This is a genomic window from Kribbella sp. NPDC051952, from assembly GCF_040680855.1.
Lineage (GTDB): Bacteria > Actinomycetota > Actinomycetes > Propionibacteriales > Kribbellaceae > Kribbella.
On record NZ_JBFAXQ010000035.1, the window covers coordinates 1 to 24,861 of the forward strand.

At 67.8% G+C, this 24,861-nt stretch carries 21 protein-coding genes; 13 read left to right on the forward strand and 8 right to left on the reverse strand.

Features of this window, described 5'->3' with window-relative positions; all coding sequences use genetic code 11:
* The 3 genes from AB0L70_RS37445 to AB0L70_RS37455 form a co-directional block, all read left to right on the forward strand.
* Nucleotides 1-1,336, forward strand: a 1,336-nt coding sequence (locus AB0L70_RS37445; RefSeq protein WP_363691605.1) for a LuxR C-terminal-related transcriptional regulator, incomplete at its 5' end; no start/stop codon positions are given.
* 30 nt (nt 1,337-1,366) lie between these two features.
* Nucleotides 1,367-2,644 (forward strand): DUF3137 domain-containing protein, encoded by a 1,278-nt coding sequence (locus tag AB0L70_RS37450; protein WP_363691606.1) that lies wholly within the window; start codon nt 1,367-1,369, stop codon nt 2,642-2,644.
* A gap of 54 nt (nt 2,645-2,698) precedes the next feature.
* Complete coding sequence (locus tag AB0L70_RS37455; protein ID WP_363691607.1) at nt 2,699-3,682, forward strand: methyltransferase; 984 nt, start codon at nt 2,699-2,701, stop codon at nt 3,680-3,682.
* 1 nt (nt 3,683) lies between these two features.
* On the opposite strand, the gene AB0L70_RS37460 is transcribed toward AB0L70_RS37455, so the two are convergent.
* Nucleotides 3,684-4,727 carry a hypothetical protein gene (locus AB0L70_RS37460; RefSeq protein ID WP_363691608.1) on the reverse strand — a complete coding sequence of 348 codons (1,044 nt, stop codon included), beginning with the start codon at nt 4,725-4,727 and terminating at the stop codon, nt 3,684-3,686.
* A gap of 173 nt (nt 4,728-4,900) precedes the next feature.
* On the opposite strand from AB0L70_RS37460, the gene AB0L70_RS37465 reads away from it, so the two are divergent.
* The 3 genes from AB0L70_RS37465 to AB0L70_RS37475 are packed head-to-tail and all read left to right on the forward strand — an operon-like array spanning nt 4,901 to nt 8,030.
* Nucleotides 4,901-5,974 (forward strand): substrate-binding domain-containing protein, encoded by a 1,074-nt coding sequence (locus AB0L70_RS37465; RefSeq protein ID WP_363691609.1) that lies wholly within the window; start codon nt 4,901-4,903, stop codon nt 5,972-5,974.
* A complete protein-coding gene (locus AB0L70_RS37470; RefSeq protein ID WP_363691610.1) occupies nt 5,974-6,759 on the forward strand; it encodes an ATP-binding cassette domain-containing protein in 786 nt (261 codons plus the stop codon). Before AB0L70_RS37465 ends, AB0L70_RS37470 begins: the two co-directional genes overlap by 1 nt.
* Nucleotides 6,756-8,030: an ABC transporter permease gene (locus AB0L70_RS37475; RefSeq protein ID WP_363691611.1), complete on the forward strand. Its 1,275-nt coding sequence runs from the start codon at nt 6,756-6,758 to the stop codon at nt 8,028-8,030. The genes AB0L70_RS37470 and AB0L70_RS37475 overlap by 4 nt, the downstream gene beginning before the upstream one ends.
* On the opposite strand, the gene AB0L70_RS37480 is transcribed toward AB0L70_RS37475, so the two are convergent.
* From AB0L70_RS37480 to AB0L70_RS37500, 5 genes are read right to left on the reverse strand one after another with little or no spacing between them, the layout of a single operon-like run.
* Complete coding sequence (locus tag AB0L70_RS37480; RefSeq protein ID WP_363691612.1) at nt 8,031-9,419, reverse strand: CHASE3 domain-containing protein; 1,389 nt, start codon at nt 9,417-9,419, stop codon at nt 8,031-8,033.
* A complete protein-coding gene (locus AB0L70_RS37485) occupies nt 9,416-9,775 on the reverse strand; it encodes a response regulator transcription factor (RefSeq protein ID WP_363691613.1) in 360 nt (119 codons plus the stop codon). The genes AB0L70_RS37480 and AB0L70_RS37485 overlap by 4 nt, the downstream gene beginning before the upstream one ends.
* 52 nt (nt 9,776-9,827) lie before the next feature.
* The gene (locus AB0L70_RS37490) at nt 9,828-10,481 is read right to left on the reverse strand and encodes a response regulator transcription factor (RefSeq protein ID WP_363691614.1); all 654 of its coding nucleotides are present in this window, start codon (nt 10,479-10,481) and stop codon (nt 9,828-9,830) included.
* Between the two features lie 23 nt (nt 10,482-10,504).
* Nucleotides 10,505-10,942 carry a universal stress protein gene (locus tag AB0L70_RS37495; RefSeq protein WP_363691616.1) on the reverse strand — a complete coding sequence of 146 codons (438 nt, stop codon included), beginning with the start codon at nt 10,940-10,942 and terminating at the stop codon, nt 10,505-10,507.
* 24 nt (nt 10,943-10,966) lie between these two features.
* Nucleotides 10,967-12,688, reverse strand: a complete 1,722-nt coding sequence (locus AB0L70_RS37500) for an MFS transporter (RefSeq protein WP_363691619.1) — start codon at nt 12,686-12,688, stop codon at nt 10,967-10,969.
* 300 nt (nt 12,689-12,988) lie between these two features.
* On the opposite strand from AB0L70_RS37500, the gene AB0L70_RS37505 reads away from it, so the two are divergent.
* The 3 genes from AB0L70_RS37505 to AB0L70_RS37515 all read left to right on the forward strand — a co-directional run bounded on the left by AB0L70_RS37505 (nt 12,989) and on the right by AB0L70_RS37515 (nt 16,435).
* Nucleotides 12,989-13,828, forward strand: coding sequence for a sigma-70 family RNA polymerase sigma factor (locus tag AB0L70_RS37505; protein WP_363691620.1), 840 nt, complete (start codon nt 12,989-12,991; stop codon nt 13,826-13,828).
* A 107-nt stretch (nt 13,829-13,935) separates the two neighbouring features.
* Nucleotides 13,936-15,609 carry an alpha-amylase family protein gene (locus tag AB0L70_RS37510; RefSeq protein ID WP_363691621.1) on the forward strand — a complete coding sequence of 558 codons (1,674 nt, stop codon included), beginning with the start codon at nt 13,936-13,938 and terminating at the stop codon, nt 15,607-15,609.
* A 73-nt stretch (nt 15,610-15,682) separates the two neighbouring features.
* Nucleotides 15,683-16,435 (forward strand): GAF and ANTAR domain-containing protein, encoded by a 753-nt coding sequence (locus tag AB0L70_RS37515; RefSeq protein ID WP_363691622.1) that lies wholly within the window; start codon nt 15,683-15,685, stop codon nt 16,433-16,435.
* A 142-nt stretch (nt 16,436-16,577) separates the two neighbouring features.
* On the opposite strand, the gene AB0L70_RS37520 is transcribed toward AB0L70_RS37515, so the two are convergent.
* Both AB0L70_RS37520 and AB0L70_RS37525 read right to left on the reverse strand, forming a co-directional pair.
* Entirely contained in the window at nt 16,578-17,108 is a 531-nt protein-coding gene (locus AB0L70_RS37520) for a DUF305 domain-containing protein (protein WP_363691623.1), read from the reverse strand.
* 65 nt (nt 17,109-17,173) lie between these two features.
* Nucleotides 17,174-17,923 (reverse strand): DUF1996 domain-containing protein, encoded by a 750-nt coding sequence (locus tag AB0L70_RS37525; RefSeq protein ID WP_363691624.1) that lies wholly within the window; start codon nt 17,921-17,923, stop codon nt 17,174-17,176.
* 422 nt (nt 17,924-18,345) lie between these two features.
* Here AB0L70_RS37525 and AB0L70_RS37530 point away from each other — a divergent pair, with 422 nt between their 5' ends.
* The 4 genes from AB0L70_RS37530 to AB0L70_RS37545 are packed head-to-tail and all read left to right on the forward strand — an operon-like array spanning nt 18,346 to nt 24,835.
* The gene (locus AB0L70_RS37530; RefSeq protein ID WP_363691625.1) at nt 18,346-20,490 is read left to right on the forward strand and encodes a discoidin domain-containing protein; all 2,145 of its coding nucleotides are present in this window, start codon (nt 18,346-18,348) and stop codon (nt 20,488-20,490) included.
* Between the two features lie 21 nt (nt 20,491-20,511).
* Complete coding sequence (locus AB0L70_RS37535; RefSeq protein WP_363691626.1) at nt 20,512-21,540, forward strand: LacI family DNA-binding transcriptional regulator; 1,029 nt, start codon at nt 20,512-20,514, stop codon at nt 21,538-21,540.
* 49 nt (nt 21,541-21,589) lie between these two features.
* Nucleotides 21,590-23,788: a discoidin domain-containing protein gene (locus AB0L70_RS37540; RefSeq protein ID WP_363691627.1), complete on the forward strand. Its 2,199-nt coding sequence runs from the start codon at nt 21,590-21,592 to the stop codon at nt 23,786-23,788.
* Nucleotides 23,789-23,818: 30 nt separating this feature from the next.
* The gene (locus AB0L70_RS37545; protein ID WP_363691628.1) at nt 23,819-24,835 is read left to right on the forward strand and encodes a DNA topoisomerase IB; all 1,017 of its coding nucleotides are present in this window, start codon (nt 23,819-23,821) and stop codon (nt 24,833-24,835) included.
* Nucleotides 24,836-24,861 lie beyond the last annotated feature (26 nt).

A 24,861-nucleotide genomic window follows, 5' to 3' on the forward strand; every position in this document is an offset into this window, starting at 1 on the left:
GCCGGAAGGGAACGACGCGCTACGCAGCCGGATGCTGTCCGGGCTGGCGTTCACCGAGTTCGTCGGAGCTCCCGGCGTCGAGGCGCAGCAGCACGCGACCGAGGCGCTGACGCTGGCCGAACGATTCGGCGATGACCAGGCCCTTGCCGAGGCGCAGCTGGTGCTGGCCGGGCTGCGGATCCACAGCGGCAGGTCGGACGGGATGCGCGACCTCCTCCAGCAGGCGCAGCGATCGGCCGAGGCAGCCGGTGATCAGCACACCTACCTGACGTCGCTGCAGTGGGAAGGCATGGCGCTGACGCAGTCGGGTCAGCCCGAGGAGGCGGTGCGGTTGCTCGAGCGGGCCGAGCGACTGGCCCTGCAGTGGGGCCGGATGCGTGCGCGCGGATCGATGCTCGCGGCGAACCGGGCGATAGCGCTGGTCATGCTCGGTCGATGGGACGAAGCAGAGGACTTGATCGACCTGGCTCTGGCCGATGCCCCGCCCGCCTGGTACGACGCGACCCTGCGCCTGACGCTGGCAGATATCGCCGTACGCCGGGGGGACTATGACCGAGCTGCGGATCATTTCGCCCAGATGCGGGTGCAATCGGAAGTCGCCAGCGAGTTGTGGCGGCAGTGCATGCCGGTCCAAATGATGCTCGCGCTCGGCCGCGGCGATCTCGCGGCGGCGGATGCCCTCCTCGCCGACGCGGCGGCCGCGATGCCGGCGGATTTCGAGATCGACGCCACCGGGGCGCGCCTCTACCTCGCGGCTGCTCGGGTGGAACACGCTGCGCGGGACCGGCGGCAACCGCGGCGATCGGAGGAGTTCCGGCGCCGGCTGCCCGATCCGGAGGCGGGGTGGCTGGATGTCGCGGCGGCCGTGCGGACCGGTGACGCGCTCGCCGCCGGAACGGTCTCGGCCTGGGATACCGCGGAGCAGGCCTGGCGCGACTGTGGTGACGTCTACGAGTTGGCGATGAGTCTGGCCGACGGAGCGGCGGTCGCGCTCGGATCGAACAACAAATCGGGCGCCCGGCGGCGCCTCGACGAAGCGCGTGAACTCGCGACCCGGCTGGGCGCGGCGCCGCTGCTCGAGGAGATCGACCGGCTCGCGGAACGCGCCGGGCTCCGGGACGCCGCGCCGGCTCAGGCGCACGGCCTGACCGCTCGCGAAGTCGTCGTACTGAAGACCCTGGCGCGCGGCCTGTCGAACGCCGAGATCGCGCGCGAGCTCTTCGTCTCGTCGAACACCGTCGCGACCCACGTCGCCCGGATCCTCCGCAAGCTGGGTGTCACGACCCGCACCGAAGCAGCGGCCGTCGCCCACCGGACCGGCCTCACCTCCGACTGACTGAACCCGGTGGTGTGGTTTCGTTGACGGGTGAATGGAGTCGGACTCTGGGTCCTGGTCGTCTTGGTGCTCGGCGCGGCCGGGATCGCGTGGGGCATCATCGCGATCGTACGGCGGCAGCGCTACATCCGGTCGCTACGGGACCGCGGCTGGACGTTCGTGAACAGCCCGACGTTCGACGCCGTCGCGCGGTTCGCCAATCCGCCGTTCGGGATCGGTTTCACCCGTCAGCCCGACGACCAGATCATCGGACTGACCAGCGCCGGGCGGCCGTTCCAGGTGATCGAGTACAAGTCCGAGCAGTGGTCGGGCTGGGTCGGGATGGCCAGCCTGTCCCGCCGGCTCCCGGAGCTGTGGATCACCGGCGGAGAGACCCGGCCGCGGTTCGGCGTCGAGGCATCGGTGATGGCGGCTCCGGCGCAGCTCGGACCGGGCTGGCAGATCGGCGCGCTGGACGCGGAGTTCGCCGCCGCGGTGCTGACCCCGCAGGTGTGTGAGCGGCTGACCGCGCTGGCCGCGGGACAGCCGGGGGTGAACCTGAGCATCGACGGCGACCAGGTGGTGTCGCTGGACCCGCCGCACAAGGATCCCGAGCTGCTCGCCCCCTGGCTGGAGCTGCTCGGCACCGTCGCCCAGGCGATCGACGCGGCTCCGGTCGATCGCTGGATCGAGCCGGAGTTGCCGCCGCGGCTGCACTTCTACCACCACCCGGAGTGGTACTGGGTCGGCGTCGACGACAGCCTGCTCCAGTACACGCCGGTCACGCAGGGTGGCCACGGCCACGAGACCCGCGACGTGATCCGCGGACGGGACGGTGACGGGCCGCCGTTCGTGGCGTTCACCCACCACTGGAAGACGACCCGGACCGAGACCTACACCGACAGCGAGGGCCGGACCCAGACCCGGACCGTCACGGACAACCACAGCGAGGCGATCCTCGGGTTCCAGTTGCCGGTGCACATGCCGCCGCTGCAGGTCGCGCGGAGCGGACGCGGGATCAGCTTCGAGAGCGAGGCGTTCAACAAGCAGTTCTCCGTCTACGCCCAGGACAACAAGTACGCGTACGACGTGATTCACCCGCGGCAGATGGAGTACCTGATGGCCAGCCAGCCGACGGAGTTCAGGCTGGCCGGCGACTGGGCCTGGTTCTCGCCGGGTCGGCACAACCACCCGACGATCGCGCACAGCTCGCAGTTCATCCGCGGCTTCCTGGCCCGCGTCCCGCGCTTCGTCTGGCGCAACATCGGCCTGGCCGAATCGCCGTACCCTCCGCTCGACGCACCCGTCACCCAGGACGGCCGTTCCTGACCGGATCGGGCCGAGCCCTCTGCACGGAGCGTGTGGGGGTGCATGATCTGCGGTATGGGTGAGGGTGATGATCTGCGCGCGATGATTACGGGATTCCGGACCTCGGCGGCGCTCAGCGTCGCGGCCGAGTTGGGGATCTCGGACGCGCTGGCAGACGACGGGCAGACCGTCTCGGAGTTGGCAGCCGCCGTGAAGGCGGACGAGGACACGCTCGGCCGGTTGCTGCGGGCAATGGTCGCGATCGGGGTGTACGCCGTCCAGGACGGGGTGTACACGAATACGTCACTGGGGGAGCGGCTGCGTTCCGACGTACCGGGGACGCTGCGTCCGCTGGCCCGGATGGGGCAGGACCCCGCGTTCTGGGCGGCCTGGGGGCATCTGGCGCACAGCGTGCGGACCGGGGAGAACGCGTTCGAGGCGATGCAGGGTGTCGACGTCTGGACCTATCGGGAGACGCGGCCGGAGCTCAACGCGAACTTCAACGAGAACATGACCGCGCTCAGCTGGTACGTCGGGAAGGCCGTGGCCGACACCTACGACTTCGGCAAGCTGAGCACGGTCGTCGACGTCGGGGGCGGTCACGGCATCCTGCTGGACGCCGTCCTGAACCGGTACGAGAACCTGCACGGCGTGGTCTTCGACCTTCCGCACGTCGTCGCCAAGCAGCCGCGAACCGAGGCATTGGCGCCGCGATGGTCGGCCGTGGCCGGCAACTTCTTCGAGGCGGTCCCACCGGCGGACGCCTACCTGATCAAGTCGATCCTGCACGACTGGCCCGACGACCGGTGCGTCCAGATCCTCCGTACCTGCGCCGCCACCCTGAACCCGGGCGGCGTCGTCCTGGTCGTCGAACTCGTCCTGGACCGCTCCGGCTACGAAGGCGAAGCGGCCTTCTCCGACCTCAACATGCTCGTCATGCCCGGCGGCCGCGAACGCACCGAGGACCAGTACGCCGCACTCTTCAAGGCGGCCGGCCTACACCTGACCAAGGTCATCGACACCAGCGCCCGGTTCTCGATCATCGAAGCAACTGCCTGAGCTATCTGCTCGCGGGTTTGGGTCCGGTGGAGCGCAGCGATCCGAGCCGGGAGAGGGCGTCGAACCAGAAGCGGGCGCCGGGGACGACGGCGAGGATCATCAAGGCCCAGCCGACCAGGACCAGGAGGAAGTAGCCGATGTCGTGGCCGACCCCGTCGTCGGGGTCGGCCAGGCCGATCCGTTCGAACCAGTTGCAGTCGGAGGTCGCGCACGCCGCGACCGTGCCCCAGCCGACCGGGAGGCCGGAGGTGTGGACGGCCCGGATCTCCTTCTGGATGTCGGTCAGGCAGACGGCGGGATCCTTGTCGTCGCAGTTCGCGGAGTCGACGGCCTGGCTGACGACCGACCCGCGCAGAGCCTCGTCGGTGTAGAGCGATCGGGTGATCTCGACCGCGTTGACGTTGAAGAGCAGGATGACGACGGCCGCGATCCCCAGCGAGATCCAGCGGACGTGGCGCTTGTACCAGCCCGAGACTCGCGCCATGTGGTCGTCGTACCACTCCTCGACGCCCTCCCGGAACCTCGTGACGTCGTCGCCGGCCTCGGTCAGCAAGCTCAGCAACGGCCCGCGGATCGGGTTGTCGGCGGTCAGGTCGGAGACCTTGTCCTTGATGTCGACGATCGTCGTCTGGCCGTGCACATCGGCGACGAGAACCCCGATCAGCGCCCGCGCAAAGGCCCGGCCCGACACGTACGACGGAAGCCGGCGGCGATCGTGGACACTCAGCTTGGCGTTCCCCGCGTTCGCGGGCGGTGAGCCCTTGTCGGCCGACGGGGACACCATCGGCTGCTCGATGATCTTCGTGACCATCGGCGTCTGCTCCGACGGAACCACCCGCCGGTCGGACTCGCGCCGGAGCAGGTCCCGCCACGGCAGCTCGAAGGTGCTCTTGCCGTCGACCAGGGAGCGGATCCCGCGCAGGAGGTACTCGCCGCGCAGGCCGATCATCCGGGCCGCGCCCTCGGTCAGCACGGTGACGAGCGCCGAGAAGGTCAGGAAGATGAAGACGAGGCCGATGGCGGTCTGCAGGATCAAGCTGTCCATGGTTCCCCCCACCGACGATGTCCGCTTCGCAAGGTAGCGGGGGGATCGGCCTTCTGGCTAGCAGGTAGCGAAGATGGGCGCCTGCCGGGATGATGCGCGGGCCGGTGGAGCGGAACGTGGCGAGTATGAAGGCTCTCTGGGATATGCGCAGAACTCTCCGCACCGTCGCAGCGATGACCGGAGTCGCCGCCGCGATGACGGTCGGACTGGTCGGGTGTGGCAACAACAAGGCCGCTTCGTCGGGCAGCAGTGCTCCGCCGGCGAACACGAAGGTCGGCATCCTGCTGCCCGACACGGCGTCCTCGCCGCGCTGGGTCTCCGCGGACCCGACCGAGCTGAAGGCGCAGTGCGCCGCGAACAAACTCACCTGCTACATCGACAACGCCAACAACAGCGCGACCACGCAGCAGTCGCAGGCGCAGGCCCTGATCAACCAGGGCGTCGGCGTACTGCTGGTCGTGAACCTCGACTCGGGCTCCGGTAAGGCGATCGAGGCGCTGGCACAGCAGCACAACGTCGTCACGATCGACTACGACCGGCTGACCGCCGGTGGCACCGCGTCGTACTACGTGTCCTACGACAACGTGAAGGTGGGTGAGGACCAAGGCACCGCGCTGACCCAGGCGCCGCAGGTGAAGGGCAAGAGCGCGGTCAACTACGTCGAGATCGACGGCGCGGCGACCGACAACAACGCGACGCTGTTCGCGCAGGGCTACAACTCCGTGCTGTCGAAGCAGCCGGGCTGGAAGAAGCTCGCCGACCAGAGTGGCAACTGGGATGCCGCCACCGCGCAGACCGTGTTCACCACGATGCTCGGCCAGCACCCGAACCTGAACGCGGTCATGGTCGCCAACGACACCATGGCGCAGTCGGTCATCAACGTGCTGAAGTCCCAGGGCCTGGCCGGCAAGGTCGCGGTCTCCGGGCAGGACGCGACCGCGGGCGGTCTCGACAACGTGATGGCCGGTACGCAGGCGTTCACGATCTACAAGCCGGTCGCGGGTGAGGCCGATGTCGCGATCAAGCTCGCGGCCCAGATTCTCGCCGGCCAGAAGCCGACCGCACCGACGACGGTCAAGGACCCGACGAGCGGCCGTGAGGTCCCGTCGTACCTGGCCGACCCGACGGTCATCACCAAGGCGAACGTCGCCCTCCCGGTGACCGATGGCTACGTGACCGCAGCAGCTGTCTGCCCCACTCCCGCGCTCGTCAAGGTCTGCGCGGCCAACGGAATCAAGATGCCGTGATGGGCGACCAACCCGCCCTCGAGCTAAGGGGCGTCGACAAGTCCTTCGGCCCGGTGCACGTGTTGTCGTCGGTGGACTTCACCGCGTACAGCGGTGAGGTCACCGCCCTAGTCGGCGACAACGGCGCGGGCAAGACGACCCTGGTCAAATGCATCGGCGGCACCTACCGCGTCGACGCGGGGGAGTTGCTGTTCGACGGTACGGCGCAAGTCGTCAACGGACCGCGGGACGCAGCCCAGCTCGGGGTCGAGATCGTGTACCAGGACCTCGCGCTGGCGGACAACCTCGACATCGTCGAGAACATGTTCCTCGGCCGCGAGAGGGTCACCAGGCTGCGCACGCTCGACGAGAACTCAATGGAGAAGCTGGCCCGGCAGGCGCTCACCTCGTTGTCGGTGCGGACCGTCCGGTCGGTCCGGCAACGCGTCGCGAGTCTCTCCGGCGGCCAGCGCCAGACCGTGGCGATCGCCAAGTCCGTGCTCTGGCAGTCGAAGATCGTCATCCTCGACGAGCCGACGGCCGCACTGGGGGTGGCCCAGACCGAGCAGGTCCTCGACCTGGTCCGGCGCCTGGCCGAACAAGGGGTCGCGGTGATCCTGGTGTCGCACAACATGAACGACGTCATGAAGGTCGCCGACTCGATCGGGGTCCTGTTCCTCGGCCGGATGGCGGCCCAGGTACGCCGTACCGAGGTCACGCAGACGCAGGTGATCGAGCTGATCACGACAGGCCGTGCGGGCGACCTCGGCCTGTCCCGTGAAGAGTCGACGGGAGCGACGGTATGACCGCGGCGGCCGATCACCTGGTCAAGCAGGAGGACCCACCCAGCGAGGGCCTGACGGCGTTGGGTGAGTACGTCAAGGACTACCTCGGCCGCGTCCGTGGCGGTGAGCTCGGATCGCTGCCGGCGCTGGCCGGGCTGATTGTCATCACGGCCGTGTTCGCCCTTGTGCACCAGGGATTCCTCAGCGCCTACAACTTCGAGGCACTGGTGATCCAGGCCGCTCCGATCATCGTGATGGCGATGGGCCTCGTCTTCGTCCTGCTGCTCGGCGAGATCGACCTGTCGGCAGGTACGACGGGTGGCCTCTGCTCGGCCATCACCGCCGTACTCATCCTGCGGCACGGCCTCGCCTGGTGGCTGGCCCTGGTGGTCGGGCTGGCGGTCGGGGTGCTGATCGGGTTCGGGATGGGCTGGCTGCGGGCGCGGGTCGGCATCCCGTCGTTCGTGATCACGCTGGCGACGTTTCTGGCGTTCCAGGGCATCACGCTGATCCTGATCGGCGGCCAGGGGTCGGTGATCCTGCCGGACAACTCGCCGCTGATCAAACTGGAGAACAGTTTCGTGCCGATCTGGCTCGGCTGGACGCTTCTGGTGCTGGTCGTGGCCGGCTATGCCGCGATCAAGATCAACGACGCGGCCGGGCGGCGGCGGTCCGGCTTGTCGCGGCCGCCGTACACGGTGATCGCGGCGAAGGTCGTCGTCCTCGCGCTGCTCGGTACGGCGTTCACCTACGAGATGGGCGTGAATCGCAACCTGACCGTCAACGCGTTCTTCAGCAACAAGGCCCAGGGGATGCCGTGGGTCGTGGTGCTGCTGGTGATCATGTTCGCGGTCTGGAACTTCGTGCTCAGCCGGACCCGGTACGGGCGGCACGTGTACGCCGTCGGCGGCAACGAGGAGGCGTCACGGCGCGCGGGCGTCGTGGTGTCCCGGATCCGTATCTCGGTCTTCGTGATCTGCTCCGGGATGGCCGCGATCTCCGGTCTGGTCGCGGCCTCGCTGCTGCAGTCGGTCCAGTCGAACGCGGGCGCGGGCAACACCCTGCTGCTCGCCGTGGGTGCGGCCGTCATCGGAGGTACGTCGCTGTTCGGCGGACACGGCCGGATCATCGACGCCGTCCTCGGTGGCCTGGTCGTCGCGGTCATCATCAACGGCATGAGCGACCTCATCCAGGGCGCCAACTCGGCCGGCTACGAGTGGGTCGTCACCGGCGCCGTACTGCTGCTCGCGGCCGGATTCGACGCCGTCGTACGCCGGGCCCGGTCGAGGTGATCACCCGTGCAGCGGGAGCACCATCACCATGGTGGTGCCCTCGCCCGGCGGGCTGGCCACGGTGACTGTGCCACCCAGTGCCTCGACCCGGTCGACCAGTCCGATCAGGCCGGACCCATACCGGGGATCGGCGCCACCTTTGCCGTCATCGCGGACGGACACGTGAAGGGTGTCGGCATCCGCGCGGGCGTCGATCCACACGGTCTCGGCGGCAGCATGTTTGGCCGTGTTGGCGAGCGCCTCGGAGACGACGTAGTACGCACAGACCTCGACCGGCTCGCTGAGCCGGGCCGGGATGTCCACGGAGATCTCCGTCGGTACGGCGCTCCGCCGAGCCAGCCCCTTGAGCGCCGGCGCGAGACCGCCCTCGGTCAGGATCGCCGGGTGGATGCCGCGGGACAGCTCACGCAGTTCGTCCAGCGCGACGGTGAGCTCACGCGCGGCACTGGCGAGCTGCGTTCGTACCTCTGGAGGTGCGCCTGCCTCGGCCGCCCGCAGTTGCAGGGCGAGCGCCACGAGCCGCTGCTGGGTGCCGTCGTGGAGGTCGCGCTCGATCCGCCGACGGGCTCGGTCCGCGGCCGTGACGATCCGGGCCCGCGAACCGGCCAGCTCCTGCTGACCTTGCTGGACCGCCCCGGCCATGGTGTTGAAGCTTCGCTGCAGCACGCCCAGTTCGCCGACGCCGTGATCGGAGACTCGAGCGCTGAGATCACCATCGGCGAGCCGGCCGGCCATGGCCGACGTACGGCGGACCGGGCGCAGGATGCTCCGGTTCAGATTCCAGGTGTACAGCGCGATCAGCAGGACGGATCCGGTCAGGCCGCCGGCCGCGGCGATCATCGCGCGGGTCTCGACGGCATCCGCGTGGTCCTGTCGCTCGGTCGCGAGCCGTTGCTCGGTGGACAGCAGCTGATCGAATTGCTTGCGCATGGCATCGACCCGCTGCGTGCCCTCCGCGGTCACGGAAAGAACGTTGATCGAGGCCCGATCCCGTTGTGCGGCAGCGATCAGCGGGATGGAGTAGTCGTTCAGGTAGGAGTTGCCTGCCTGGGTGAGGCTAGCGGCCTGGGTTTGCTGCTCGGCGTTGCCGGCGACCAGGTTCTCCAACGCGGTGGCCTGCACCGGGAACTGGCCGCGGGCAAACACCCAGGGCTGCAGGAACTGGTCGGACCCGGTGAGCAGGAACCCGCGCTGGCCGTCTTCCAGATCGACGATCAGTCGCTCCAGCCGGTTGGTTGCCACCAGCACGTCCTCGGACTGCTTCGCGCTCCGTTCGAGGCCGCGCAGTTCGGTGACCGAGGTGAGCAGTACGGCGAAAGTGGCGCCGATGATCGCGGCAAGCAGGGCGCTCGCGATGATGATCCGTCCACTCAGGCCAAATCGCCTCATACACCGAGCGTCTCTCGGATGGCGGCACCGGACAACGCGGTCTTCGGCAGGAACCCGATCGCGGGGCTCGCGGCAACGAGATCGGCGTAGTCCTCCTCTGAGTGGGTGGAGATCATGATCAGTGGTCCCGGCGACCCGTCGGCCTGCTCCGCGATGAGGGTCGCGAGCCGCAGCCCGCTCTCACCGCCGAGATCGATATCGACGAGCGTCACGTCGGGCCGCAGCCGGACCACCAGGGCCAAGGCCTCCGCGCCGGTGCACGCCGTACCCACCACCTCGATGCCGTCGGGTTCCAGCACCGCCCGCGCGACCTCGAGGAAGCGCAGGCTGTCGTCAACAATGAGGCACCGGAGCATGCGTTCATCATGTCAACGATGCGAACCCGGGGCATTCCCGCTACCTGCACCCTCAACGGCGTTCAAGGAAGGTCAGTACGGCGAGGACCCGCCGGTGGTCGTCCTCCGCCTCCGGCAACTCGAGCTTGGTGAGAATGCTGCGCACATGCTTCTCCACCGTGCCCTCGGTGACCCACAGCAGGTGGGCCACGCCGGCATTCGACCGGCCTTCGGCCACGAGCGCGAGCACCTCGCGCTCGCGTTCGGTGAGTACGGCGAGTGGGTCGTGCCGGTGCCTCGCGTCGACCAGTTCCTTCACCAACGCCGGATCCACCACCGAGCCGCCACGGGCAACCCGCTCCAGGGTTTCGACGAACTCGGCCACATCCGTGACGCGGCTCTTCAACAGGTAGCCGACTCCCTGCCCACTCGCGAGGATCTGCATCGCGTGCTCGACCTCAACATGGGCCGAGAGCAACAAAACCGCGGTGTCCGGGAACTCGCGACGGATCGCCTGCGCGGCCTCCAGCCCTTCGGTGGAGTGGCCCGGAGGCATCCGGATGTCGATCACGACGAGATCCGGGACCTGCTCGCGGACGAGGGTCAGCAGTCCCGGGGCGTTGCCGGCCTGACCGACGACCTCGAACTCCGACCGCTCCAGCAGGCTTGCAAGCCCCTCCCGCAACAGGACGTCGTCATCAGCGATCGCCACCCTGGTCCGGCCCATACCTTCACATTAGCTCGGAGCCCTTACGGTACGACGGTTACCGGCCAGCGCGCGTCGCGGACCAGGCGGGACGCGAGCGAACCCACCAACCGGCGACCGGACCGCGTCGAGGCACCGATGACCACCGCGTCGACGCGGAGCTCGTCCGCGAGCCGGACCAGCTCGAGGTAGGGATTGCCGTGGCGTTCGTGGAAGGTGAAGCGGACGCCGAGAAGCGTTGCGTTGCGCCTGATCTCGACCTTGAGCTCATCGACCACGGTCGCCTGTGCCTCCCGCTGTACCTCGATCAGGCCGGCACTCAGGATGCCGGCGCCCGGGGGAGTGTGAACGAAGAGGATGATGACCTCGGCGCCTTGGCGCCGGGCCAGACCGGCGGCGTAGGCACCGGCGCGCAACGATGTCTCGGAGCCGTCAACACCGACCAAGATCGAGTGGGGACCATCGGTGCCGAGCTCGAACATCTGCCAACCGTATCGAGTCTGCGCTCACTCGGCGCGATCCGGGGTTTCGACGTGCACGTAGCGACCGCCGCGGAACAGCGATGCGGCGGCGGCGATCAGCGACATCGCCACGGCCGCGCTGAACACCACCATCAGCCCGTGATGGAAGGGACTGGCGATGAGCTGCGGGAAGAACTGCTTGCTGGTCAAGGTGTTCAGGTCCGCGCCCTGGGTCGCCGATGCGGGCAGAGCGCCGAGCAAGGTACCGATCGGGTTGGCCCCGAGGAAGGCGGCGAACAGGCTGCCCACGGGCGGCTGTTGTCCGATGCCGGTTGCGACCGACGCGGAGACGCCGTGCGCTTCGAGGCCGCCGGTGAGGGCGGTCGGCAGGGTCTGGGCGAGGCCGACGATCATCAGGCTGAAGAAGATGCCGATGGACAGCGACGTACCCGAGTTCATGAAGGTGCCGCGCATGCCGGAGGCGACGCCACGCCGGTTGGCGGGGACGCTGTTCATGATCGCGGTGGTGTTCGGCGCGGAGAACAGCCCGGAGCCGATGCCGTTCAGGACCAGGAGGCCGGCGAAGGCCCAGTAGTGGAAGTTCGTCGGCAGCAGCATCAGACCGGCGAAGCTGATCGCGACCACGAGCAGACCACCGGTTGCGAACGTGCGGGCGCCGTACCGGTCGGAGAGGAAGCCGGACAGCGGACCGGCGAGCAGGAAGGCCAGAGTCAGCGGGAGCAGGTAGATCCCGGCCCAGAGCGGCGTACTGGCGAAGCTGTAGCCGTGGAGTGGTAACCAGATGCCCTGCAGCCAGATGATCAGCATGAACTGCAGTCCGCCGCGGCTCACCGAGGCCAGGAGGCCGGCCAGGTTGCCCGCGGCGAACGCCTTGATCCGGAACAGCGACAGGTTGAACATCGGCGCCTCGACCCGGGACTCGACCACGCAGAACACGAGCAGCAGGACGGCTCCGCCGATCAGTCCGGCCAGCACCCACGGATTCGTCCAGCCCATGTCATGACCGGCGTACGGCTGGATGGCGTAGGTGATCCCGGCGAGGATCGCGGTCAGGCCGAGGGCGAAGAGTGCGTTCCCGGCCCAGTCGATGTCGGCCGGCGTACGGGCGCTTGTCTCGCGAAGGCTCTTGTACGACCAGAAAGTGCCGATCAGCCCGAACGGCACGGAGATGAAGAACACGAGCCGCCAGTCGACCGGTGCCAGCAGACCGCCGAGGATCAGGCCGATGAACGAGCCACCGAGGGCCGCGACCTGGTTGATGCCGAGGGCGAACCCACGCCGGTGGGCCGGGAAGGCGTCGGTGAGGATCGCGGTCGAGTTGGCGAACAGCATCGCGGCGCCGACGCCCTGCACCAGTCGCCACACGATCAGCCAGAGCGCGCCATGGCCCTGGGTGAACGGATCGAAGACCAGGGCGACCGATCCGAGCGTGAACACCGCGAAGCCGAGGTTGTAGATCTTCACCCGGCCGTAGATGTCTCCGAGCCGTCCGAGTGAGACGACCAGGACGGCGGTGACGAGCAGGAAGCCCATCAGCATCCAGAGCAGATAGCTCACGTTGCCCGGCTGCAGTGGGTCGAGCTTGATGCCACGGAAGATGTCCGGCAGCGAAATGATCACGATCGAGGAGTTGATCGTGGCCATCAGCATGCCCAGCGTGGTGTTGGACAGTGCGATCCACTTGTACCGAGGGTGATCGGCATCGACAGTGAACCGCGACGACGAGCGAACCGGCGCAGAACTCACTCACACACCCCAAACAATATCGTTAGCTAAAGTAAAGATACCCGGCGTCTCGTGACAACCCAACCGCCGGGTGGGCAGGCCCGCCGGCCTCGTGATGCTTGTCTTGGGCAACGACTGCTGCCCGAGTGGTTGCCGGTAGCAACCGAACCGGGGTTGGTGACGGAGTGTGGCTGAAGGTGGACGCGACGTCACAGAAAGTTAGTGTGCATGGTTCGTTCCGGAGGGGGTAGGGTCTTCAGTGCTGCTGACCGTGGTTCAGAGATGTGCCACGCCGTGACGAACAGTCGCGAGGTCAGAAACATGGTCACTCACATCACGTCAGTCCAAGCGGTGCCGACGCCATCGGTGTCGACACAGTCCCGCACAGCGGATGCACGAGCTGCCCGCGAAACCGCAACCAGGGAGTTGCTGGAGCGCCGGGAGCGCAGTACCAGCGAAGCGGAGCGGCAGGAACTTCTCGCCGAGGTCATCGAGCTCAACATCGAGATCGCCCGCGGCATCGCGCACCGATTTCGCCATCGCGGTCCCGACGCGGAAGACCTCGAGCAGGTCGCGTATCTGGGCCTGGTGAAGGCTGCGCACGGCTACCGGCTGGACGCCGACACGCCGTTCATCGGGTACGCCGTACCGACGATCCGGGGCGAGGTGAAGCGCTACTTCCGCGACTGTGCCTGGACCGTGCGGATCCCGCGCCGGCTGCAGGAATTGCAAGGAGTGATCGCGGCGAAGCTGCCGCAGATCGAGCAGGAGCTCGGCCGCGAGCCGAGCCCGGCGGAGATCAGCAAGTACATCGAGGCGGAGACCGAAGAAGTCGAGCAGGCGCTGGCGGCCCGGGGCTGCTTCAACGTCTTGTCACTCGATCGTCCGGAGGCGGACGCGGGTCTGACGCTGGCCGAGACGGTGGCCGACGAGGAGGACACGTCGCTGGACCAGCTGGAGACGATCGACATGCTCCAGCCGGTGCTGAACGATCTGTCCACGCGTGACCGTCGGATCCTCCAACTGCGTTTCGTGGAGGGCCGCAAGCAGGCCGACATCGGTGCGGAGATCGGTGTCAGCCAGATGCAGGTGTCGCGGTTGCTGCGGCAGATCCTGGACCAGCTCCGGCATCGACTCGCCCCAGAGCGCGCAGCTGCCTGAGTGGCCTGTACGCCCGTCCGGCACCCTCCCGCCGGGCGGGCGTACTCCGCCCCACTCAAAGTCGGGAGCCGGGCACATGTTGGAGCGTAGGCGGGGCACTGGAAGACATGCGGCTGACTGAGACTGCGGATGTCTGGTGGAAGAACGCGGTGATCTACTGCCTCGATGTCGAGACGTTCTTCGACACCGATGGCGACGGACGGGGTGACCTCCGGGGGGTGGGTCAACGGATCGATCACCTGGCCGAACTGGGGGTGACCTGTCTGTGGTTGATGCCGTTCTATCCGACGCCGGATCGCGACGACGGCTACGACATCACCGACTTCTACGGGGTCGACCCACGGCTCGGGACCCACGGTGATCTGGTCGAGCTGCTCACGCTGGCCCAGGATCGCGGTATCCGGGTGATCGCCGATTTGGTCGTCAACCACACCTCCGACCAGCACCCGTGGTTCCGCAGTGCGCGCGCGTCGCGACAGTCGCCGTACCGGGGCTGGTACGTCTGGCGGGACGAGAAGCCGCCGAACGCGGACGAGGGTGTCGTCTTCCCGGACAAGGAGGACAGTCTCTGGCAGTACGACGAAGAGGCCGGTCAGTACTACCTGCACCAGTTCTACAAGCATCAGCCGGATCTCGATATCGCGAACGCCGAAGTACGGCAGGAGATCGAGCGGGTGATCGGGTTCTGGTCCCAGCTCGGACTGTCCGGCTTCCGCGTCGACGCCGTACCGTTCCTGCTCGACACCACCGGAGCCCTGGACGCGGCGAACCTGCCGGACCCGCACGACTACCTGCGTGATCTGCGGTCGTTCCTCGACCGCAGGCAGGGGCAGGCGATGCTGCTCGGTGAGGTCAACCTCGAGTATCCCGACGTACGGCGCTTCTTCGGCGACGAGGACGGCGACGAGTTGACCATGTGCTTCGACTTCATCGGCATGCAGCGGCTCTACCTGTCGCTGGCCCGCAACGACCCGGCGGAGCTGGTGAAGGCACTCCGGACGCGTCCGGATCCGCCGGAGGAGTCGCAGTGGGGAACGTTCGTGCGCAACCACGACGAGCTGACCCTGGACAAGCTGTCCGACGACGAGCGGCAGGAGGTCTTCGACGCCTTCGGTCCGGACAAGGACATGCAGCTCTACGGTCGCGGGCTACGCCGGCGGCTGCCACCGATGCTGGGCAACGACCCGGCTCGGCTCAAGATGGTCTACAGCCTGCTGTTCGCGCTTCCCGGTACGCCGGTGCTCTTCTACGGCGAAGAGATCGGGATGGGTGAGAATCTTGCGGTCGAAGGGCGCAGCGCCGTCCGGACCCCGATGCAATGGACGGCCGGCGTCAACGGCGGCTTCTCGACCGCCGACCCCGATCAGCTCGTGGCTCCGCTGCCCGACGGTGAGTACGCGCCCAAGCACGTCAATGTCGCCGCGCAGCGTCGCGATCCGGACTCGCTCCTCAACTGGATCAAGCTGCTCGTACAGCGCTATCGGGAGTGCCCGGAACTGTCCTGGGGCGACCCCACGATCCTGGAATCCAACGTATCGTCCGTGTTCGCGCAGCGGACCGACCACGAGGACGGCACCATCGTCACGGTCCACAACTTCGCCCCCGAGCCGGCTCGGATCACGCTTGCCGTGGCCGGCGCCGCGGCAGGCGTCCAGGCCGTCGATCTGCTCCGCGACGGTACGGCGGAGGTGGGTCCGGACGGGCTGGTGACACTGGACGTCGAGCCGTACGACTGCCGCTGGCTGCGCATCGTCAGAGCGGGCGATAGATACATCATCTGAGCGGGGTTTTCGTGGCCAATTCGTAGGGTGGTGTCGTTGGCTGGCGCGCGGTTCGTGGGGGCATCATGTACCCATGGAAATCGGTGATCGGACAGACGAGGCGGCTGCAACCGTTCTCGATCTGGACCCCGCCACATCGGCCCTCGTCGTGGACACCGACGGGCTCGCCGATGTGTTCGCTCGGCTGGCCGTCGAACTGCATGAGTCCGACGGCGTCGAGGAGACGGTGCAGGCCGTGGTGGAGTTCGCCCTGCAAGCCGTGAGCTGTTCATATGCCGGTGTTGCGCTGGCTACCCGGGGGCGGCCTGAGGTTCCGGCGGTAACGGATCCGGTGGTGGGGGAAATCCTGCAGTGGCAGATGGTGAGCCGCGAAGGCCCACTGGTCGAGTCGATGAGTGAACACAGAACGCTGTTGATCCGCGACACGGTGACTGATGGGCGGTGGCCGGACTGGGCGGCGAAGGTGTTGTCGCTGGGGGTCCGGACCGTTCTGGACGTCCCGTTGGCGACGTCCGGCGGCACCGTCGGCGTACTGGGCTTGTACAGCGCGGCGCCGGACGCGTTCGACGACGACGACGAGGCGGTCGCGCAGATCCTCGCGCGGCACGCGTCCGTGGCGGTCGCGAGTGCCCGCCGGGAGGAGAGCCTGGGGCAGGCGGTCGACGCCAGGAAGCTGGTCGGCCAGGCGATGGGCATCCTGATGGAGCGCTACAACGTCGACGGCGACCGCGCGTTCGCGATTTTGAAGCGGTACTCCCAGGACACCAACACCAAGCTGCGCGATGTCGCGCAGCAGTTGATCGACACCCGCAAGCTGCCGAAGTAGCCGGGACAGGTCGGAGGTGCGGGCGGTCGCGCGCGCTGTGTGGTTCAACGCGCGCGACCTCGGCACCTGGTTCCCGCGGGCTTTACAACAACCTCAGGCCGCCTACCGGCCCTGTGCCCCACAACCGCCTAACCATGTGTGATCACACGATCGAGTTTTGCTCAAGGCGGGTTTGCTCGATCTGGGTGGCGAGTTTTCGCACTCCGGGCGCTCGGCCGGCGGCCTTCACGCTCTTGGTGACAAGGGTGGATTGAGCCAGGTGGTCCTTGACCTCCCGGACGAGGATCTGGTCGAAGGGTGCGCCCCGGAGATTGCTCAGGGCGACGATCTCCTCCTGCGTCATCATGCCCGGCATGTCGTGCCCCTGATGGGGATTCCCGGCCGGAAGACCGGCCTGGTTGCGGAGGGCTACTAATTGTTTCAGCTCGGTCCGGTGGGCGGTGGTGAGCTCTGCGGCGAGACGGCGTACGGCGGGGTTCGCGGAGTGGGTCGGGGCGAGGGCGAGGATTCCGAGGAACTGCTCGTCCATCGGGATCATCAGCTCCAGCCAAGCGGCGTCGGTGGGGTTGAACTCCGACTGCGTGGTCGCGGCGGCCGGCGGCGGGGGTGGTGGTGACTGCGTTCCGCAACCGGCAGCCAGGGCAAGCAGGAGCAGGGCGAGTACTGAGCGCATGGAGGTGCTCCTCGGGTGCCTGCGGTGCCGGGGTCTGCCCACCTCCGGCACCGCAGGAGCTGGGGTCAGGGACGTCCGGGGAGGCGGTAGTTGTCGCCGAGGACCTGACCGCGGTCGGGTTTGTAGAGGTCGAAGCCACGGGAGTTGCACTGCAGGCCACCGTTGATGCAGTGGCTCACCAGGGCTGCCAGCGTGGGCGGGTCCCACGCGTTGAAGAAGTCGTAGTGCCAGGAGTACCCGCGACCCCTGGCGAGCCGGATCGCGCTCTCGTCCCCGTCGGCCGGGAACGCGATCTTGAACTCCAGCATCGGCACCGGGACCGGGTGCGAGGCGGGGCAGGAACCGTTGACCGGGTAGGCCATGTGGCTCTTGTGGTCGGCCGAGTCCAGGTCGTGGCCGTTCCAGCAGCTCGGTGCCTGGTAACGGATGTTGAGCTGGGTCCCGAGCGGACAGTTCGCCGGGAAGTCCCAGTTGTGCGTGCTGTCCCCGCACTCCCAGCCCTCGACGGCACCGGGTGCGGTCCGGAACGCGTCCTGGGTCGCACTCGGGCTACCGACCACGAACCGGATACCCGGCGGGAACGGCTGAACCTTCGTGTAGTCGAGGATCCCGGACTTGTAGTAGATGACCTGCGCCCAGGTCTGGATGATCGGCTGGTCGCCACGGAACATCGTCGGCCACCAGTACGCCGACAAGTCGTCCGGATTCAGGCACGTCGTCGAGTAGGCGCCGGCGCCGTTCAGGCTGTCCGGCGTCGTGGCTGCGTTGGTCGTGGTGTTCCCGACGAAGCTGTGCTCGTGGGAGGCGCCTGGCATGTTTCGGGAATACGATCGGGTCGTCGGGGGCTCGGTGGTGGACGGTGCAGTTGACCTGGAACTCGTGGTGAGTGACCAGGTCGTCGGCCTGCGCGGACGAGCCGGCGAAGGCCGTCAGCAGGGCAGCGATGACGCCGGCGCTGGTAATGCCGGCGTACAGGACTCTCTTTCTTCTCGTGAACACGGAACTCCTCCGGTCGGGGGATTCCGCGGGGGCGGTGGATCGGGCAGCCCGCGGCTGGAATGTCGCGGGAGAGCGCTCTCTGGAACACCTTGATCCGGGCCTGTGGGAGTGTCAACCCTCCGCCGGTTCCGGAACCGGCTGAGCGTGACGAGCCATTGACAAGGCGGGAAGCGGCCCGTGACTATCGGTCTGCGAGAGAGCGCTCTCTCAGTCTCTCTCCCCGAAGGAGTCCGCCCAGATGAAACTCCGACGTTCTCGCAGGACGGCTGCCGCCGTGGTCGCGGCCGGCCTGCTGCTGCTCGCCAATGTCGTCCTGCTCGCCGAACCGGCGCAGGCGGCGACATTGCTCTCGCAAGGAAGACCGGTCACCGCGTCGTCGAGCGAAGGAGCCGGTACGCCGGCAACCGCCGCCGTCGACGGTGACGCCGGGACGCGGTGGTCGAGCACCTTCGCGGATCCCCAATGGTTGCAGGTGGATCTGGGTACGACGGCCCACGTCGACCAGGTCGTGCTGCGCTGGGAAGCGGCGTACGCGACCGGCTACCGGATCGAGGTGTCGGCCGACGGTCAGCAATGGAATCCGATCTACAGCACCACGACCGGACATGGCGGTACCGAGACGCTCGCGGTGAACGGCTCCGGCCGGTACGTGCGCTTCTACGGCACGCAGCGCGTGGGTGGCTATGGCTACTCGCTGTGGGAGTTCCAGGTGTACGGGACTGCGGGCGACGGCGGTCCGCCGCAGGGCTCGGGCACGGTCCACATCGCCGGTAGTCAAGGTAACTGGCAACTGCTGGTCAACAACGCACCCTGGGTCGTCAAGGGCCTGACTTGGGGGCCACCGGCAACAGAAGCCGCGCAACGGTTGCCCGAGCTGAAGTTGATCGGCGTCAACACGGTCCGGACCTGGGGAACCGATGCGAGCTCCAAGCCACTGTTCGACGCCGCGGCCGCGAACGGGATGCGAGTCGTGGCGGGCTACTGGCTCCAACCTGGTGGTGGACCCGGTAGCGGCGGCTGCGTCAACTACGTCACCGACACCAACTACAAGACCACGATGCTCGGCGAGATCCGGCGCTGGACGACCGAGTACAAGGACAACCAGGGCGTCCTGCTCTGGAACGTCGGCAATGAATCCGTACTCGGTCTGCAGAACTGCTTCTCCGGCACGGAGCTCGAGCAGCAGCGGATCGCGTACGCCACCTTCGTCAACGACGCCGCCAAGGCGATCCACGCGATCGACCCGAACCACCCGGTCACGTCGACCGACGCGTGGACCGGCGCCTGGCCGTACTTCGCCCAGTACTCGCCTGACCTCGATCTCCTCGCGGTGAACTCGTACGGGCATGTCTGCCAGGTCAAGCAGGACTGGATCGACGGCCACTACACCAAGCCGTACATCCTCACCGAGGGCGGACCGGCCGGTGAGTGGGAGGTGCCGAACGACGCGAACGGCGTACCGAACCAGCCGACCGACGTGCAAAAGCGCGACGGCTACACGCAGGCGTGGAACTGCCTGATGAGCCACTCCGGTGTCGCCCTCGGCGCGACCCTGTTCCACTACGGCACCGAGAACGACTTCGGTGCGGTGTGGTTCAACATCACGCCGGGCAACGAGAAGAGCCTCGCGTGGTACGCGATCCGGCAGGCGTACGGCGGTCCTTCCGGTGGGAACAAGCCCCCGGTGATCACCGGGATGACGCTCAGCCGGACCACCGACGTACCGGCCGGCGGGACCATCGCGGTCAACGTCGCGGTCAGCGATCCGAATGGGGACGCGCTGACGCATGAGTTCAAGGTCGGCGGGAAGTACATCGACGGCAGTGGTGCACTTGTTGGTACGCCCTCAACCGGCAACGGGCCGTTCACCGTCACAGTGCCGCAGCGGCTGGGTGTCTGGAAGCTGTACGACTACGTCCGCGACGGGCACGGCAACGTGTCCATCGAGACCAGGTCGTTCCGCGTGGTCGCACCGCCGGTCGAGGGTACGAACGTTGCCCGCGGCAAGCCCGTGACGGCTTCGTCGTACCAGCAGGTCGGGGACGGTGCGCCGTACCCGCCGTCGAATGTGACCGACGGGAACGCGACGAGCCGGTGGGCCAGCGATTGGTCGGACCCGCAGTGGGTGCAGGTGGATCTCGGGCAGGTGACGTCGTTCGATCGGATCCAGCTGATCTGGGAGGGCGCGTTCGCCCGGGCCTACCGGATCGAGGTGTCGGACGACGGGAACGCGTGGCGGCCGCTCTACAGCACCGCGGACGGCAACGGTGACGTCGACGAGGTGACGACCGGCGGATCCGGCCGGTACGTCCGGCTGACCGGGACCCAGCGCGGCACGGGCTTCGGCTACTCGCTCTACGAATTCGGTATCTACAAACGCTGAGAAAGGAGGAGAGTGCCACCCATGACCGAACAGGCAGCCCGCCGTACGCCGACCCTGGAGGACGTGGCCAGGGCGGCGGGGGTGTCGCGCGCCACCGTGTCCCGGGTGGTGAACGGCATCGCCACGGTCAATCCGAGCATCCGGAGCGCCGTCACGAAGGCGATCGAGACCACCGGGTATATCCCGAACGCCGCAGCCCGGACGCTGGTCAACCGGCGTTCGGGCACGGTCGCCCTGGTCATCTCGGGGTCCGACGGCTCGGCCGACCAGCTCTTCCGGGATCCGTTCTTCGGGCGGATCACCGGGGGAGTGGTCCAGCACCTGCGGTCGCGAACTATGCACCCGACGCTGATGCTGGCCGATTCCGACGCGGCCCGGCGAGAGGCGGTCGACTTCGTCCGCCGCGGCAACGCGGACGGCGCGCTGTTGGTCTCGACTCACGCGGGAGATCCGCTGCCTCAGCTGTTCGTGGATGCCGGGATCCCGGCCGTGCTGTTCGCGCGGCCGGCGGTCCCGGTGCCGATCAGCTTCGTCGACCTCGCCCACGAGGCCGGCGCGGCGCTGGCCGCGGACCGGTTGGCGGATCGCGGCTGCCGGCGGGTCGCGACGATCGCCGGTCCGGCCGACCTGCCCGCCGCGAACGGCCGCCTGTCGGGTTTCCAGCGCGCGATGGAGCGGCGCGGCGTGCCGTACGTCGATGTTGTCCGAGGCAACTTCACGACCGAGAGCGGGGAACGGGCGATGACGGAGCTGCTCGAGCGGGCTCCGGACATCGACGGTGTCTTCGCCGCGAACGACCTGATGGCGATCGGGGCGCTCCGGGTCCTGCACGAACACGGCCGGTCGGTCCCGGACGAGGTGGCGCTGATCGGCTTCGACGACAGCGAGCCGGCCCGCCTCGCTCGACCCCGACTCACCACCGTTGCCCAGCCGGTCGAGGAGATGGCCGCCCGGATGACGGCCATCCTGCTGGACCAGCTCGCCTCGCCCGGTATCGGTCTCACCTCCGTCGTCTTCGACCCGGAACTGGTCCTGCGCGAATCCGCCTAGACGTTCCACGACAGTTGTTTCCGCCCCGCCCTACCGATTGGACCCGCCCATGTCCTTCAAACCCTTGCGCTGTCTTGTCGCGCTCCTACTTGTTGCCTGCGGCATCGGCGCTGGTGACGCCGTGGCCGCGCCCCAGGCGTGTGGATCCACCAACGTCGCGTTGAACCGCCCTGCCACCGCGTCGTCGTCCGAGAACCCCGGCCTGTCCGCGTCGGCCGCGGTCGATGGAAACCCAGGAACGCGCTGGGGGAGTGCCTTCGCCGATCCGCAATGGCTCCAGATCGACCTCGGCTCGACCACCTCGGTGTGTCAGGTCGCGTTGAGCTGGGAGGCGGCGTACGGGAAGGCGTTCCGGATCGAGCTGTCCGACAACGCGAGCAACTGGACCCAGGTCTACGCGACGACCACCGGAACCGGTGGGCCGCAGGTCCTCGACGTCTCGGGTAGCGGTCGCTATGTGCGGATCACCGGAACCCAACGAGGGACCGGCTACGGCTACTCACTCTGGGAGGTGGCGGTGCGCAGCACGGACAGCGGAAGCGGCCCGGTGATTCCGCCGACCGATCCGGCCAACCCCGACCTCGGCCCGAATGTCTTCGTGTTCAGCCCCAGCACCCCGCAGGCCGAGATGCAGAACAAGCTGAACCAGATCGCCACCGAGATGCACACCAACCAGTTCGGCACGCAGCGGTACGCCGCCCTCTGGAAGCCCGGCACCTACACCGCGGACGTCAACCTCGGCTTCTACACGCAGGTTGCCGGCCTCGGCCTCTCACCGGACGACGTGAACCTCAACGGTCACGTCCGCGTCGAGGCGGACTGGCTGCAGCAGGGCGACAACCCGAACAACAAGGGCAACGCCACCCAGAACTTCTGGCGCTCCGCCGAGAACCTGTCCGTCACCACACCGGCCGGCCAGATCGAACGATGGGCCGTCTCACAGGCAGCGCCGTACCGGCGGATGCACCTCAAGGGTGCACCGGAGATCCAGCTCTGGAACGGCGGTGACGGCTGGGCCAGCGGCGGCCTGTTCGCCGACACCAAGATCGACAACACGGTCGTATCCGGGTCCCAGCAGCAGTGGATGTCGCGCAACTCCGAGTTCGGCGGCTGGACCGGCTCGGTCTGGAACATGGTCTTCGTCGGTACGACGGGAGCCCCGCCCCAGCACTTCCCGGACCCGGCGCACACGGTCGTCGGCCAGACCCCGGAGGTCCGCGAGAAGCCGTTCCTGTACGTCGATGCCGCCGGCAACTACAACGTCTTCGTCCCGGCTCTGCGCACCAACTCGGCCGGTACCAGTTGGTCGCACGGAGCGCCGGCCGGATCGTCGATCAGCCTGGCCGACTTCTACGTGGTCAAGCCCGGTGCGTCCGCCGAGACGATCAACGCTGCCCTCGACCAGGGCAAGCACCTGCTGTTCACGCCGGGCATCTACCACCTGAGCGACACGATCCGGGTGAACCGTGCCAACACCGTCGTACTCGGGCTGGGTCTGGCCACCTTGATCCCGGACACCGGTAAGGCCGCGATCAGCGTCGCCGACGTGGATGGCGTGAAGCTCGCCGGTCTGCTCGTCGACGCCGGTCCGGTCAATTCGCCGGTCCTGATCGAGGTCGGTCCGGCCGGCTCGACCGCGAGCCACGCGGCGAACCCGACCTCGCTGCACGACGTGTACGCCCGGATCGGCGGCGCCCACATCGGCAAGGCGAGCGTGAGTGTGCGGGTGAACAGCAACGACGTCATCGGCGACCACCTCTGGCTGTGGCGCGGCGACCACGGTGACGGTGTCGGCTGGAACGTCAACACCGCCGCGAACGGTCTGGTTGTCAACGGCAACAACGTGACGATGTACGGCCTGTTCGTCGAGCACTTCCAGCAGTACGAGACGCTCTGGAACGGCAACGGCGGCCGCACGTACTTCTACCAGAACGAGTTCCCGTACGACGTCCCCGACCAGGCCTCGTGGTCGAGCGGCGGCGGCACCCAGGGGTGGGCGGCGTACAAGGTCGCCGACAACGTCACCAGCCACGAGGCCTGGGGCGTCGGCAGCTACTGCTTCTTCAGCCCCAACAACTCGATCGTCGCGTCACGGTCCTTCGAGGTCCCGAACACCCCCAACGTCCGCTTCCACGACCTCGTCTCGGTCTCCCTGGGCGGCGTGGGCACCATCAGCAACGTCATCAACAACACCGGCGGCACCGCGAACGCCGCCAACCAGCAGCGCTACCTCCCCAGCTATCCCTGACCCAGGATTCATCGTGGGTACCGGCCGGTCATGCGACTTCGTCGAAGCCAGCCTGACCGGCCGGGCTACTCGCGCCGGCGCCGGGGGAGCGGGTTCAGCTACCTGGACGAGGACGGGCGGGTTCTGCAGGACACGGATGTCGTCGAGCGCATCCGGACGCTGGCGATCCCGCCGGCCTGGGCTGAGGTCTGGATCTGTCCTTATCCGAACGGGCACATCCAGGCGACGGGGACGGACGAGGCGGGCAGGCGCCAGTACCTCTACCACGACGACTGGCGGACGTCGCAGGACGAGGACAAGCATGATCGAGTACGTCGGCTGGCCCGGAAGTTGCCCGCGTTCCGGGAGGCAGTCGACGGTGATCTGGGTGCGCGAGGGCTCGACCGGAGCCGGGTGCTGGCCGTCGCGTTGCGGATGCTGGACTACGGCGTGTTCCGGACCGGGAACACTGAGTACGCCGAGGAGTACGGCAGCCGGGGTGCGGCGACGTTGCTGCGGAAGGACGTCAAGGTCAGCAAGGCGAAGGTGGTCTTCGATTTCGTCGCGAAGGGCGGGCAGCAGCGGAGGCTGGAACTCGAGGACGATCGGCTCGCTGCCGCCGTACGCGGGCTGATGCGTGGTCGGCACAAGAATCCCCGCCTGCTCGTCTATCGCGACAGCGACGGCTACCACGAGATCGACGCCGGCATGGTCAACGAGCGCTTCCAGGAACTGGTCGGCGACGACTACACGGTCAAGGATCTGCGGACCTGGACCGCCACCGTGCACGCCGCGGTCGATCTCGCGGAGGCCGATCCGCCGACGACGAAGAAGGCGCTGAACGCGGCGGTCAAGGAGATGCTCGCGGAGGTGTCCGACCACTTGGGCAATACACCGGCCGTTGCGCGGGCGTCGTACGTCGATCCGCGGGTGGTCGAACAGTACGAACGCGGCCACACGATCGCCGGTGCGGTCACCCGGGCCGGCACCGATCTCGGGGACGCCGAGACGCGTGCCGCCCTCGAGCGATCGGTCAACCGCCTCCTGGATCTGGACAGCCGGGCGTAGAGCGCATCCGCCACGGGTTTTCGGGG